The following is a 12,811-nucleotide window of genomic DNA, read 5'->3' on the forward strand; positions in this document are numbered from 1 at the left end:
AATTTGCCTACAGCCTGGTTTTTTTCACCATTTGGATATACTCACGGTTGCTCTTTGTCCTTGCAAACATATTTAAAACCGTCTCCACCGCATCATCGGATTTGGAACCGTTAAAGGCTTTGCGCATAATATCCACAGCCTCCTGCTCCTCCCGCTCCAACAGCAGATCTTCCCGCCTTGTGCCGGATTTTACAATGTCAATGGCAGGGAACACACGCTTTTCCGACAGTTTTCTGTCTAAGACAAGCTCCATATTACCGGTTCCCTTAAATTCCTCGTATACCACATCATCCATCTTACTTCCCGTGTCCACCAGCGCCGATGCCAATATGGTAAGGCTGCCCCCCTCCCGCATATTCCGGGCCGCCCCGAAGAAACGCTTTGGCATATGAAGGGCTGCAGGGTCAAGTCCCCCGGACAAAGTTCTTCCGCTGGGGGGAACGGTTAGGTTGTACGCCCGTGCCAGCCTGGTAATGCTGTCCAAAAGTATCATAACCTCCTTGTGATGTTCCACCAGGCGCTTTGCCCGCTCAATCACCATCTCCGACACACGTTTGTGGTGTTCCGGAAGCTCGTCAAAGGTAGAATAGATAACCTCCACATTTTTTCCTTCAATAGCCTCCTTAATGTCCGTAACCTCCTCCGGGCGCTCGTCAATGAGAAGGATAATCAGGTGCATATTGGGATTCTGGGTGGAGACAGATTTTGCAATCTGCTTTAACAGGGTTGTCTTTCCCGCTTTGGGCTGGGAGACAATCATGCCCCTCTGCCCCTTTCCAATGGGGGATACCAAATCCACAATGCGCATAGCCACAGAAGATTTCCCCGGCTGCTCTAAGCGGATTCTCTCATTTGGGAAAATCGGGGTCATGTCCTCAAAATTCTGTCTCTGCTGTGCCACGATTGGGGGAAAACCGTTTATGGTGGACACATACAAAAGTGCGCTGAACTTTTCCTGCTGGGTTTTGATTCTGGTATTGCCGCAGACGATATCCCCGGTTTTTAAATTAAACCTGCGGATCTGGGAGGGGGACACATACACATCCTTATCCCCCGGCAGGTAATTTTCGCTTCGGATAAACCCGTACCCGTCCGGCATCACTTCCAAAATTCCGTTTGCTGTAATCCCGCTGTCCAATTCTTCCTTATCCTGCTGGGAACCTCTGTCCTCCCTGCCCTTATCAGGCTCTCTCTCCGGCCTTTCTTCCCCTCTTTGCTCCGGCTTTTCCTGGGACTTTTCCGGCTTCTCCTGGGCATCTTCCCCTCCTTTGGCCTCCGGGTTTTCTTTTGCCTCTCTCTCGTCTTCTTTCACCATCCGCTCCACCAGCTCGCTTTTTTTCAGGCCGGATAAATTCTTAAGGCCCCTGGCCTTGGCCAGCTCACGCAGAACCGTTACGGATAAACTTTCATACTTTTCTCTCATACTTACTCTCCTACTAAGGAACTGTCCCTATTATTTTGAAGTTCAGGTTCCTGAATGCTACCATGGGATATCTGTCTGAAATGACAACGACCACTACTTCCAATGATTTTTCCATTATACAATATCTTTCCCAAAATTGAAAGTCCTTTTTCTTGAATTATGTTTTTCATAATGCTATGATGGTAACAGTATGATGAAAAGGAGCTTTTTACTATGGATTACGGAGAAAGAGCGTTAATCGCCCATAAAGAATGGAATGGAAAATTAGAGACAGTTTCAAAATCACCGGTGAAGGACAGGGATGCCCTCTCCATCGCCTACACCCCAGGAGTGGCGGAGCCCTGCAAAGTCATTGCAATAGACAAGGAGCAGGCATACGCCTACACCATGAAAGCCAACACGGTTGCTGTAGTATCCGACGGAAGCGCAGTACTTGGCCTTGGAAATATCGGCCCCTATGCCGCTATGCCGGTTATGGAGGGAAAGTGTGTGCTGTTTAAGGAATTCGGCAATGTAAACGCTGTCCCCATCTGCCTTGACACCCAGGATACGGAAGAGATTATAAAATCCGTGAAAAATATTGCCCCGGCCTTTGGAGGCATCAACTTAGAAGATATCTCCGCCCCCAGGTGTTTTGAAATTGAGGAGCGTTTAAAAGAGATGCTTAACATCCCTGTATTCCACGACGACCAGCACGGCACCGCCATTGTGGTGCTTGCGGGAATCATCAACGCCTTAAAAGTCACAGGAAAGAAAAAAGAGGACTGCAGGGTGGTTGTAAACGGGGCCGGCTCTGCGGGGGTGGCCATAACAAAACTGCTTTTATCCTACGGTTTTCCTAACGTGACCATGTGCGACAAGGAGGGCATTATCGGCAAAGATTACCCCAACTTAAACTGGATGCAGCAGAAAATGACAGAAGTGACCAACCTTTCCGGGGCAAAAGGCACACTAGGAGATGCATTAAAAGGCGCAGACATTTTTGTGGGCGTCTCCGCTCCCGGCATCGTCACCCCGGAAATGGTATCTTCCATGAATAAAGATGCTATCCTCTTTGCCATGGCAAACCCTGTGCCGGAAATCATGCCGGATATGGCAAAAGCTGCCGGGGCAAAAGTTGTGGGAACGGGGCGCAGCGATTTTCCAAACCAGGTAAATAATGTGGTGGCTTTCCCGGGCATCTTTAAAGGGGCTTTGGAGGGCCGGGCCGGACAAATTACAGAGGCCATGAAATTGGCTGCCGCAAAAGCCATTGCGGGACTGGTAAGGGATGAAGAATTAAATGAAGATTTTATTATGCCTGAGGCCTTTGACCCAAGAGTTGCCCAGGTGGTAAGCGAAGCTGTGAAAGCCCACATCCATGACTGACACAAGGAAACTCTGGGGAGATAAACCTTACTATTCCCTGGACTATTACTTAAAACAGACCTATGGGGAAAAAGTCTACCGCCTGTCCTTAAACGGCGGCATGACCTGCCCCAACCGGGACGGCACCCTGGGAAACAGGGGGTGTATTTTCTGCAGCCAGGGGGGCTCCGGGGATTTTGCCCCCTCCCCCGCCAAATCCATTACGGAACAGATTGAAGATGCAAAAGAAAGAATTGCCAATAAGACTTCCGCAAGGAAGTTTATCGCATATTTTCAGGCATACACCAACACTTACGCCCCGGTTCCCTATCTGGAAAAAATTTTTATGGAAGCCGCCGCTCACCCGGATATCCTGATTCTATCCATTGCCACCAGGCCGGACTGCCTGGGTGAGGAGGTTTTGGAACTTTTATCCAGGATAAGCCGCATAAAACCCGTATGGATTGAGCTTGGCTTACAGACCATCCACCCTTCCACCGCAAGCTGGATTCGCAGGGGATTTTCCCTGAAAGATTTCCACCCCTCGGTGATAAATCTAAAAAAGCGGAAAATTCCGGTGGTTGCCCATGTTATCTTGGGTTTTCCCGGTGAAACCAGAGACATGATGCTTGACACTGTGGACTACGTGGGACACCTGCCCGTATTTGGGATAAAACTCCATCTCCTCCACATTTTAAAGCATACGGATTTGGCAGCACAATACAAAGCCCGCCCTTTCGCCCTCCCCGGGCTTTCGGAGTATGCCGGGCTTTTAACAGAGTGCATCCGGATTCTCCCGGAAAACATCACCATCCACAGGCTTACCGGGGACGGGCCGAAAAATCTTTTACTTGCACCTCTTTGGAGTGCTGATAAAAAACGTGTCTTAAACACCATTCACAAGACGCTTAAGGAAACAGACAGTTATCAGGGAAAAGGAGGAATCATATGGCAGAGCCAAATACAATCTACAGAATTACCATATTAGCCATGCTGGATAAAGTGGATTTTCCCCTTTCCAGCACACAAATCTCCAATTTTTTTCTGGAGAAAGACTACACGGACTATTTTACCGTACAGCAGATTTTAAGCGGGCTTTTGGAATCTGAGCTGATTCGGAAAGAAAACACCCACAACAGCACCCGCTACTCCATCACCGGAGCTGGGAGAGAGACTTTAAAAATCCTCTCCGACAAGTTAAACAAAGATATTTTAGAAGACCTTAAAAACTTCTTTCAGGAAAATAAAATAAAGTATAAAAATGAAAATTCCGTTTTTTCCAATTACTATAAAGCTACACCCAACGGTTTTGGTGTGCGCTGCCAGCTAAAGGAAAATGACATCTCCGTCCTGGATATCACTATCCACGTAACCGATGTGACCCAGGCACAAGCCATCTGCAGAAACTGGCAGAAAAACTATATGGATGTGTACGCTTACCTGGCGGACACTTTAATCTGTTAAAATGCAGCTGATTGACTTCAGTACATGGCATAAGTATAATATAAATAAAATATTGCTCCCGGGAATAAAGACGAATTGTTCTCCCCCATTTCAATTACGTCATAGGGGTTTCATACCATAGGGTGTAGACTGCCGTATCGTATAAGTACACAATACCGTTGCTATCCCCCGGGAGTCTGTACACTTTCACGTCATTTATTTTATGCTGATGCACTTAGTACAGAATACATTCCAAAAAAAATAACCGCTTACAACATTTTTTATATGTTATAAGCGGCTGCATCCTAACCAATCAACACTTTTTTGCCCTCAAAGGCAAATCCGTATTTTCTTATCCTATCCGGCTCTATTCCCTCTGCTATAAGGGAGGCTGCATAGCATTTCTCTTCTATCTGCAGAAGCGCTGCCTGAACCGTCTCCCCCAGGGTTTTCTCCTCTTCTGCATCATGGACTTTAAATTCTATGATGATAGCATCATCCATATCCTTTTTCGGTTTCAGCATCACATCATACCGACCGAACCCGCTTTCCCTGTTTGATGTAATTGCATATCTATTTGTCAGATCCACCATAAGCCCAAGGACAAACCCATGATAAAAACGCTCCGGCTCTGTTGTCTCCGACGGCTTGTTCCCGGCATCAAAACTGCTGAAGGTGGCAAGGGTAACTTTATTCATGTAATGGTTCATGGCCTTAATATCATCTACTAAAAGCGCTTTGATAAAATCATTATAAGAGGGGGTATAATTTCTAAACCAGCCTGCTATCATCCCCCGGAACATACGCAACGTCTCATAATTTGTTATGGCAAGCTCATAGGTTTCCTCCCATTCCCCATATGCATCTTCCCCTGTTTTTAAGCTCTGTACTTTTAAGTATCCGCTGGCAAGGAGCAGACTAAAGATGGCAGACTCATCCATATCCAGCTGATTATATACAATCTGCTCATCTATCTGGGTTTTAAAGGTCCCCCCGGCCATAATGTTTTCAAAAACCCTCTTTACCTCCGGGCTCCCCTCACGGATTAATTTCCCCGCAAGGCTGTTAGAGCTGGTGTTGGCCCAGTAGGTATCAAACTCCCCTGTATCCAATAAATTTATAATCGACCAGGGATTATAGATGTCTCTCCGTTTCCCAAATGTAAAACCATCATACCAAAACTTTACTCTTTCCTTTTCCTCTGACATGCCGTATTCATCCAGTCTTTCAAAAACTTCCTCCTCCGTAAAGCCAAAGGCATCGGTATATTTATTTGTAGTTGTAGTAACGACTTTCAGGTTATTTAAGTCAGAAAACATGGATTCCCGGCTCACCCTGGTGATCCCCGTCATAAGCCCCCTTTCCATGTAAGGGTTTGTTTTAAATGTGGAATTAAACAGGCTTCTGGTGAAAGAGACCAGTTCCTCCCAGTAACCATACACATAGGCTTCCTGCATTGGGGTATCGTATTCGTCTAATAGGATAATCACTTTTTTCCCGTAATAGCGGGATAGATAATCTGACAGATTGTGCAGTGCCACAGCCGCCTCTGTTTCCCGGATACTTCCCGATTCTATCTGTTCAAAAAATCCCCGCTCTCCCTCTGTCAGCTTTTTACTTATCTTTATATAATCAAATCGATTAAAAAGTTTAGATAATACCTGGCAGATATGTTCATAGGTTTTGGAGTACATATTCTCTTTTATCCCGGCAAAAGAGAGGCTGATAACCGGGTACGTCCCCTGAAGTTTCCGGTATTCCTCCTTTTCCCAAATGGAAAGCCCCTCAAACAAATCCGAACGCCCTTTATACTCCAATGAAAAAAACTGTTCCGTCATACTCATATTTAAAGTTTTTCCAAAGCGTCTGGGACGGGTGATCAACGTCACATCATCATTGCTCTCCCACCATTCCCGGATAAAATCTGTTTTATCCACATAAAAAATATTTCTCATCCTTATTTTTTCAAAATCCTGGATTCCGATTCCGATTGTCTGTCTCATCCCGTTCCTCCTGTTTTATTCTCATAAATTAACTGCCAATATATGCAAAACCTGTCTTTTATTACATGAGCGGTAAACATAGAAATAATGCAGACAGCCGTCTCATAATCAACTATCTGCATTATAGCATTTCTTTACATATATGTAAACCAGGTGTTCATCTCCGATTCCTGCAATTCCGAAAATCAACTGGGCCATCTCCCCTCCGAAATCAATTCCCTGGGGATACTGTACCAGAACAATTCCTGTCTTTTTCACGCAGCCCTTAGCCTCTGAAGTTCCGTGGGGGATTGCAATCCCCATGCTCATATAAGTGGTCACCAGCTTCTCCCGCTCCACCATGGCATCCGCATAGGCATCTTTTACACATCCCTGTTTCACCAGCAAAGCCCCTGCTGCCTATATTGCGTCTTCTTTGGAAACAGATGTCTGGTTTAACCCAACTCCCTTTTCATCTATCACCCTGTTTTCCAAAGTTTCTTCCGTTTCTTTTATTTCTTCTTTTGCCTCCTGTTTCTCTGCCTCCGCATTTTCCGGCTCTGAGGTTTTGCACAATTCCTCATACAGTGCATCTAGGGAAGGGTCAGCCAGAAAATTTCTTTTACTTCGCCTTTTGACTCCGCTTTCATCCTCCTTGATTTCCGGCAATTCATACTCATCCACCCTCAAATCATTTGCTCCGTGAAGTCTCACTGCTTTTGTTTTGTTTAGTTGTTGTTTCAACAATTTTATCGAGTAGGGAAGATTTATCTTTCCCTACCCGCCGTGCGGGGCGCACGCTCCGTAAGCAGCAAATTCATCTATGCGCCCCTGCACATAAAAAAGACTGCAGCTCTTCGCCGCAGCCTTTTCATAAAAATCTATTTACTTAAATCCAGACTTCTGATTTTATTCCGCAAAGGAAGCACATAGGAGGGAGAGACAGAGAGCTCATCCACCCCCATCTTAAGAAAACGCTCTGTAAGTTTAAGATCCGCCCCCAGTTCCCCGCAGATGCCCACCCAGATATTTTCCTTATGGGCATTTTGGCACACCAGGTCAATCATCCGCAGCACCGCCTCGTGGTGGGGGTTAAAAAAGGAATCAAGTTTGGGATTCTGCCGGTCTATGGCCATGGTATACTGGGAGAGGTCATTTGTCCCGATGCTGAAAAAGTCAACTTCTTTTGCCAGCAAATCGCTTATCATCACAGCGGCAGGGGTTTCTATCATAATCCCCTCTTCTATGTCATTATAGTTTATATTTTCTTTTTTCAGCTCCGCCCTCACTTCCGCTGATATTTCTTTTATCCTTTTTACCTCCTCAAGAGAAGTTATCATGGGGTACATAATGGCAAGCTTTCCAAACTCCGAGGCCCGGTATATGGCCCTTAGCTGGGTCTTAAAGATATCCGGCCTTTGCAGGCAGATTCTGATTGCCCGAAGCCCCATAGCGGGATTTTCCTCTTTGTCCAGGTCAAAATAATCCGCCTGCTTATCCGCTCCGATATCTAAAGTCCTTATAATCACACGTTTTCCCGCCATGGTTTCCGCAGCTTTTTTATAAATCATAAACTGCTCTTCCTCTGTGGGATATGTACTGCTCTCCAAGTAAACAAACTCACTTCGGAAAAGCCCGATGCCCCCGGCATCATTGGCAAGGACATAGGCCAAATCCTTTACGTTGCCGATATTTGCATACACAAGAACGGTTTTCCCGTCTTTTGTAATATTTTCCTGTCCCTTAAGTTCCAAGAGAAGTCTCTGTTTTTCCAGTTCCTCATCCTTGGCTTTCTTTAAATCCGCCAGGGTCTTTTCATCCGGCTCCACATAGATAACCCCGGCAAAGCCGTCCACAACAGCCATTTTCCCCTCCAATTCCGGAGAAAGTTCAATATTTACCCCAATAAGGGCCGGGATGTTCATGGTGCGGGCAAGGATTGCCGTGTGGGAATTGGTGGAACCGTGGACTGTGACAAAGGAAAGCACCATGTTTTTGTCAAGCTGTACCGTTTCGCTGGGGGCCAAGTCATCTGCAAGGATAATGGAAGGCTCCTGGGAAACATCTTTTGTCCCTTCCGCATCGGAAAGGATTCTTACCACCCGCTCGGAAATATCCTTAACGTCAGCCGCCCGCTCTTTCATATAGGCGTCATCCATAGAGGAAAACATTTCCGCAAAATTGTCTGCGGTGATGCCTACGGCGTATTCCGCATTGACGCTTTGTTTTGTGATAATATTTTCAATGGAATCCACATAATCCCCGTCATCAAGCATCATCTGATGGATTTCAAATATGGCGGCGTTTGCCTCCCCCACTTCCACTTTTGCTTTCTCATATAACTGGGCAAGCTGGTTTTTAGCCGTCTCTTTGGCCTCCTCAAAACGCTTGATTTCCTTATCCGTATCTTCAATTTTTCGTCTGACAATGCTCTGTTCCCTTTTTGTCATAAGGTGTATTTTCCCAATTGCAATTCCGCCATAGACACTTTTGCCGCTATACTTCTCCATTCTAAACCCTCCTTATTTTTGCCCGCCCGGTTCTTACCAGGCGGGCCTACAAACGGACTTTTGCAGTTTTACAGATTTGCCTTTAAAAATTCCTCCAGTTTTGCTGCAGCAGCCTCCTCATCTTCCCCTTCCACCGTAACGGTGATTTCCTGTCCTTTTTTTACCGCAAGGCCCATGACACCAAAAATTTTCTTTGCGCTTACCGTTTTTCCGTCTTTCGTAATTTTCACATCAGATGCAAAAGACGCTGCCGCCTTTACAAACTCTCCTGCCGGTCTTGCATGGATTCCTTCTGGGTCTGTGATGACATACTTGAATTCTTTCATTTTCATATCCTCCTAAGATTTTTTATTTTGTAATTGGTTTCTTTAATACTGCCAGTAAAAACATGGTGACAACAGAGCCTGCTGCCAGAGCTAAAAGGTACATGGGCCAGTTCCCCACCACCGCAAATACGAAGATTCCGCCATGGGGCGCCATAAGGGTACATCCAAATAACATGGACAGTGCGCCGGATATGGCTGCCCCCGCTGCCGTCGCCGGAATTACATGAGCCGGGTCTGCCGCCGCAAAGGGGATTGCCCCTTCCGTGATAAAGCATAAGCCCATCACGTAGTTGGTAAGTCCTGAATTTTTCTCCGCCTCGTTAAAGCGATTTTTAAAAAATGTAGTGGCAAGGGCGATTCCGATAGGGGGAACCATTCCTCCAATCATAACTGCCGCCATAATATCGTAATTGCCGTTTGCAATCGCCATGGTTCCGAAAACATAAGCAGCTTTATTGATAGGGCCTCCCATATCGATAGCCATCATTGCCCCAAGGACAATGCCAAGCACCACTTTGGAACTGCTGCCCATGGCATTTAACAAATCCGCCAGGGAAGAATTTACAATCCCGATTAAGGGGTTAAATACCAGAAGCATCAATGTCCCCATTAGAAACACCCCAAGTACCGGGTACAAAAGCGTAGGTTTGATTCCGTCTAAACTCTGGGGAAGCTTATCAAAGGCTTTTCTTAAAAATACCATGATGTATCCCGCTGCAAAGCCTGCCACCAAAGCCCCTAAAAATCCGGAAACCGTATTTCCCTGGGAACCGAACACCGTATTTTGAATAAATCCGTTCAGCCCAGTGTAGGTTAAAGACTGGCCGCCTTCATCCACCCAGCTTAAAAGGGCATTTCCGTTTGCCGCTAAAATTCCTCCCACAAAACCAGCCGCAAGTCCCGGACGGTCTGCAATGCTGTAGGCGATATATCCTGCCAGCACCGGAAGCATCAAGCCAAATGCCGCCTCACCGATGGTTTTAAAAAATGCGGCAATGGGAAGATTTTTTCCAAAATTCCCGGGGTTAATGCTGAAATCATCCAGCAAAAATGCAAGAGCGATAAGGATTCCTCCTCCGATGACAAAGGGCAGCATGTGGGAGACACCGTTCATCAAATGCTTGTAGAGGGAATGGCCCAGCCCTTCGCTTCCTGCCGGCGCATCCTCTTCACTTCCTGCCCCGTCAGCAGAGAAAATGGGGGCATCTCCCGCCATGGCCCGCTTCACCAGGGCATCCGCCTTGCTAATTCCGTCTGACACCTGGACTTTTATCAGTTTTTTCCCCGCAAAGCGCTCCAGGGGAACATTCACATCACAGGCGATAATCACACAGTCCGCTTCTTTGATTTCCTCCGGGGTAATCACGTTTTTTGCCCCGCCGGAGCCCCTTGTCTCCACCTTTATGGAGCAGTTATTGGCAACTGCCGCCTTCTCCAATGCCTCCGCAGCCATATAGGTGTGGGCGATTCCCGTGGGACATGCAGTGACCGCAAGAATACTGCACTTAGCGTCTGACACCACTGCGCCGTAGGAATCGATTCCTTTACTCTCCTCGTCGGCGTCGTCGATAATTTTCAGAAACTCGTCCACGGAGCCTGCATTTTTCAGGCTGTCAGAAAACTCCTCATCCATCATCATTACGGAAAGCTTTCCCAAAACATCCAGATGTACGTTATCCTCTGTATTTGGGGCTGCGATAAGGAAAATCAGATGGGCGGGCTCCCCGTCCATGGAGTCAAAATCCACGCCGTCCTTTAAAACCATAGCCGCCAGCCCCGGCGCTGTCACCGCATCGCATTTTCCGTGGGGAATGGCAATCCCCTCCCCCATGCCTGTGGAGCCTTCCTCCTCTCTGGCAAGCACCTTGTTTTTGTATGATTCCCTGTCTTTTATCTTGCCGCTTTTACACATAAGTTCCACCATTTTGTCAATGGCTTCTTCTTTGGATGATGCTTTGCCGTTAATATCAATGGCCCGGCGGTCAAGTAAGTCTGTAATCTTCATAAATTTCTCTCCTCCTATATGCAGTCTAACTATTTTAACAACTCAAATGATTGATATACCTGCTCTATCTCTTCCTTGGTTGCAAGAAGTTCTGAAAATGCACTGGCGCTTCCAGCCGAAAGCCCCATTTTAAATGCATGGGCGTAATCTGTTTTTTCACACCATCCGGCAATAAACCCTGCCACCATGGAATCCCCCGCACCCACGGAATTTTTCACTTTCCCTTTAGGGGCTTCGCTCATAAAAACTTCTCCGTTTTCTGCAATTAGAACCGCCCCTTCCCCCGCCATGGAAACCAGCACATTTCTGGCCCCCATTTCCTGGAGTTTCTTTCCGTAGGGGACAACTTCTCCCCGTTTCGTTAAAGTCACACCGAAAATTTCTCCCAGTTCATGGTTATTGGGCTTTACTAAAAAGGGCTTGTAGGGCAATACATTTAAGAGAAGCTCCTTTGTGGCGTCCACAGCAATCATTATGTCCCTGTCTGCAAGCATTTTCATAATGTCGCTGTAGAGGGAATCTGACATGGAGCTTGGTATACTCCCCGCTAATATCAGGATATCCCCGTCTTTTAGACCGTTCAGCTTATCCATAAGCTGCTCCACCGCCTCCTGGCCAATCACCGGCCCCGCAGCGTTTATCTCCGTCTCCTCCCTGGACTTTATTTTTACATTAATCCGGGAAATCCCCTCTTTTAGTTCAATAAAATCGCTTTTTCCCCCCAGGGCTTCAAAGCTCCTTTTAATTTCCGCCCCTGTAAACCCTGCTATAAATCCAAGGGCAGTGTTTTCCATGCCCAGATGATTTAAAATCGTGGAAACATTTAAGCCTTTTCCCCCGGGCAGAAGCTGTTCAAATGTGGAACGGTTTGTCATTCCGGGCTCTAAGTTTTCCACGCCTATGGCATAATCAATGGCAGGGTTAAACGTAACTGTGTAAATCATGGCACATCTCCTTTCCGTCACCTTCCGTCAAAATAATATTTGGACACTCCTCGTATCCTCTTACTTTTTTCTCTGTTATAATCAGGGCATCCTCAAACTCTGCAAATTTTACCGGGCTGATGGAATCAAATTTGGAGGAATCTGCCAGAACATAGGGCTTTTTGCAATGCCACAATGCCGTGTGCTTAACCCCGGCTTCCTCTCTGTCCGGCGTGGTAAATCCCGCCTTTTTATGAATTCCGTTTGTTCCCCAAAAACCAAGGGTAAAATTGTAAAGGGACAATGATTCTATAGCCCCTGCCCCCACCACAGCTTCCGTAGTGCCTTTCAGCTTTCCTCCCACAAGATAAACCTCAAAGCCTTTATGGGAAAGCTCACGGCCATGGTTCACTGCGTTCGTCACATAAATCGCGTTTTTTTCCACAATGTAATCAAGAATTAGTTCCGTTGTAGTCCCGGCATCTATGTATACAAAATCATCTCTTTTAATCAGTGAAGCCGCATATTTTGCAATCTTCCTTTTCTCTTCCAGATGCACCACGCGCCTGTCTTTTACCTCGTCGTCCCTCATCTGAAAGGAAGTATTCACAGATACGGCTCCGCCGTGGACTTTCATCACTTCCCCCATGGAATCCAGTGTGACAATATCTCTCCGAATCGTTGACTCAGAAGTTTCCAGATATTCCATAAGTTCCTGAAGTGTTGCACTTCCCTGCTCATTGACCCTTTCTTTAATCCGGGCCATTCTTTCCTCTGCCAGCATTTTTTGTCCCCTCCTTTCCTGTTTTCCTTTGATGAACTAATTATAGCATCAAAAACATTCATAATCAA

Annotated in this window: 12 protein-coding genes; 3 read left to right on the plus strand and 9 right to left on the minus strand. The window is 46.5% G+C overall.

Annotation, left to right across the window (positions count from 1 at the left end; translation table 11 throughout):
* Window positions 1-7 precede the first annotated feature (7 nt).
* Window positions 8-1,423, minus strand: coding sequence for a transcription termination factor Rho (gene rho / locus D7Y06_RS10030; protein WP_120407665.1), 1,416 nt, complete (start codon window positions 1,421-1,423; stop codon window positions 8-10).
* A gap of 213 nt (window positions 1,424-1,636) precedes the next feature.
* On the opposite strand from rho, the gene D7Y06_RS10035 reads away from it, so the two are divergent.
* The 3 genes from D7Y06_RS10035 to D7Y06_RS10045 are packed head-to-tail and all read left to right on the plus strand — an operon-like array spanning window position 1,637 to window position 4,234.
* A complete protein-coding gene (locus tag D7Y06_RS10035) occupies window positions 1,637-2,791 on the plus strand; it encodes an NAD(P)-dependent malic enzyme (RefSeq protein WP_120407666.1) in 1,155 nt (384 codons plus the stop codon).
* A complete protein-coding gene (locus D7Y06_RS10040; RefSeq protein ID WP_120407667.1) occupies window positions 2,784-3,758 on the plus strand; it encodes a TIGR01212 family radical SAM protein in 975 nt (324 codons plus the stop codon). Before D7Y06_RS10035 ends, D7Y06_RS10040 begins: the two co-directional genes overlap by 8 nt.
* Window positions 3,719-4,234 carry a DUF4364 family protein gene (locus D7Y06_RS10045; protein ID WP_120407668.1) on the plus strand — a complete coding sequence of 172 codons (516 nt, stop codon included), beginning with the start codon at window positions 3,719-3,721 and terminating at the stop codon, window positions 4,232-4,234. Before D7Y06_RS10040 ends, D7Y06_RS10045 begins: the two co-directional genes overlap by 40 nt.
* Window positions 4,235-4,518: 284 nt before the next feature.
* Here D7Y06_RS10045 and D7Y06_RS10050 read toward each other — a convergent pair whose 3' ends face one another.
* The 8 genes from D7Y06_RS10050 to D7Y06_RS10080 all read right to left on the minus strand — a co-directional run bounded on the left by D7Y06_RS10050 (window position 4,519) and on the right by D7Y06_RS10080 (window position 12,743).
* The gene (locus D7Y06_RS10050) at window positions 4,519-6,216 is read right to left on the minus strand and encodes an AAA family ATPase (protein WP_120407669.1); all 1,698 of its coding nucleotides are present in this window, start codon (window positions 6,214-6,216) and stop codon (window positions 4,519-4,521) included.
* 108 nt (window positions 6,217-6,324) lie between these two features.
* On the minus strand, window positions 6,325-6,597 hold the full coding sequence (locus tag D7Y06_RS25935) for a PTS sugar transporter subunit IIA (RefSeq protein WP_158591341.1): 273 nt from the start codon (window positions 6,595-6,597) through the stop codon (window positions 6,325-6,327).
* A gap of 18 nt (window positions 6,598-6,615) precedes the next feature.
* Complete coding sequence (locus D7Y06_RS25940) at window positions 6,616-6,885, minus strand: hypothetical protein (RefSeq protein WP_199714688.1); 270 nt, start codon at window positions 6,883-6,885, stop codon at window positions 6,616-6,618.
* A 191-nt stretch (window positions 6,886-7,076) separates the two neighbouring features.
* Window positions 7,077-8,705, minus strand: a complete 1,629-nt coding sequence (gene ptsP, locus D7Y06_RS10060) for a phosphoenolpyruvate--protein phosphotransferase (protein WP_120407670.1) — start codon at window positions 8,703-8,705, stop codon at window positions 7,077-7,079.
* 68 nt (window positions 8,706-8,773) lie between these two features.
* Window positions 8,774-9,031: an HPr family phosphocarrier protein gene (locus D7Y06_RS10065; RefSeq protein WP_120407671.1), complete on the minus strand. Its 258-nt coding sequence runs from the start codon at window positions 9,029-9,031 to the stop codon at window positions 8,774-8,776.
* Window positions 9,032-9,053: 22 nt separating this feature from the next.
* Window positions 9,054-11,036 (minus strand): PTS fructose transporter subunit IIABC, encoded by a 1,983-nt coding sequence (locus D7Y06_RS10070; RefSeq protein ID WP_120407672.1) that lies wholly within the window; start codon window positions 11,034-11,036, stop codon window positions 9,054-9,056.
* A 29-nt stretch (window positions 11,037-11,065) separates the two neighbouring features.
* Window positions 11,066-11,980 (minus strand): 1-phosphofructokinase, encoded by a 915-nt coding sequence (pfkB, locus tag D7Y06_RS10075; protein ID WP_120407673.1) that lies wholly within the window; start codon window positions 11,978-11,980, stop codon window positions 11,066-11,068.
* Window positions 11,958-12,743, minus strand: coding sequence for a DeoR/GlpR family DNA-binding transcription regulator (locus tag D7Y06_RS10080; protein WP_120407674.1), 786 nt, complete (start codon window positions 12,741-12,743; stop codon window positions 11,958-11,960). Before D7Y06_RS10080 ends, pfkB begins: the two co-directional genes overlap by 23 nt.
* Window positions 12,744-12,811: the final 68 nt, after the last annotated feature.

The sequence above is a fragment of the Roseburia sp. 1XD42-69 genome (assembly GCF_003612565.1).
Classification (GTDB): Bacteria; Bacillota; Clostridia; order Lachnospirales; family Lachnospiraceae; genus Roseburia_B.

Coding starts and splice junctions, on each gene's coding strand:
- rho (WP_120407665.1), bottom strand. CDS start 1,423: ATGAGAGAAAAGTATGAAAGTTTATCCGTAACGGTTCTGCGTGAGCTG.
- D7Y06_RS10035 (WP_120407666.1), top strand. CDS start 1,637: ATGGATTACGGAGAAAGAGCGTTAATCGCCCATAAAGAATGGAATGGA.
- D7Y06_RS10040 (WP_120407667.1), top strand. CDS start 2,784: ATGACTGACACAAGGAAACTCTGGGGAGATAAACCTTACTATTCCCTG.
- D7Y06_RS10045 (WP_120407668.1), top strand. CDS start 3,719: ATGGCAGAGCCAAATACAATCTACAGAATTACCATATTAGCCATGCTG.
- D7Y06_RS10050 (WP_120407669.1), bottom strand. CDS start 6,216: ATGAGACAGACAATCGGAATCGGAATCCAGGATTTTGAAAAAATAAGG.
- ptsP (WP_120407670.1), bottom strand. CDS start 8,705: ATGGAGAAGTATAGCGGCAAAAGTGTCTATGGCGGAATTGCAATTGGG.
- D7Y06_RS10065 (WP_120407671.1), bottom strand. CDS start 9,031: ATGAAAGAATTCAAGTATGTCATCACAGACCCAGAAGGAATCCATGCA.
- D7Y06_RS10070 (WP_120407672.1), bottom strand. CDS start 11,036: ATGAAGATTACAGACTTACTTGACCGCCGGGCCATTGATATTAACGGC.
- pfkB (WP_120407673.1), bottom strand. CDS start 11,980: ATGATTTACACAGTTACGTTTAACCCTGCCATTGATTATGCCATAGGC.
- D7Y06_RS10080 (WP_120407674.1), bottom strand. CDS start 12,743: ATGCTGGCAGAGGAAAGAATGGCCCGGATTAAAGAAAGGGTCAATGAG.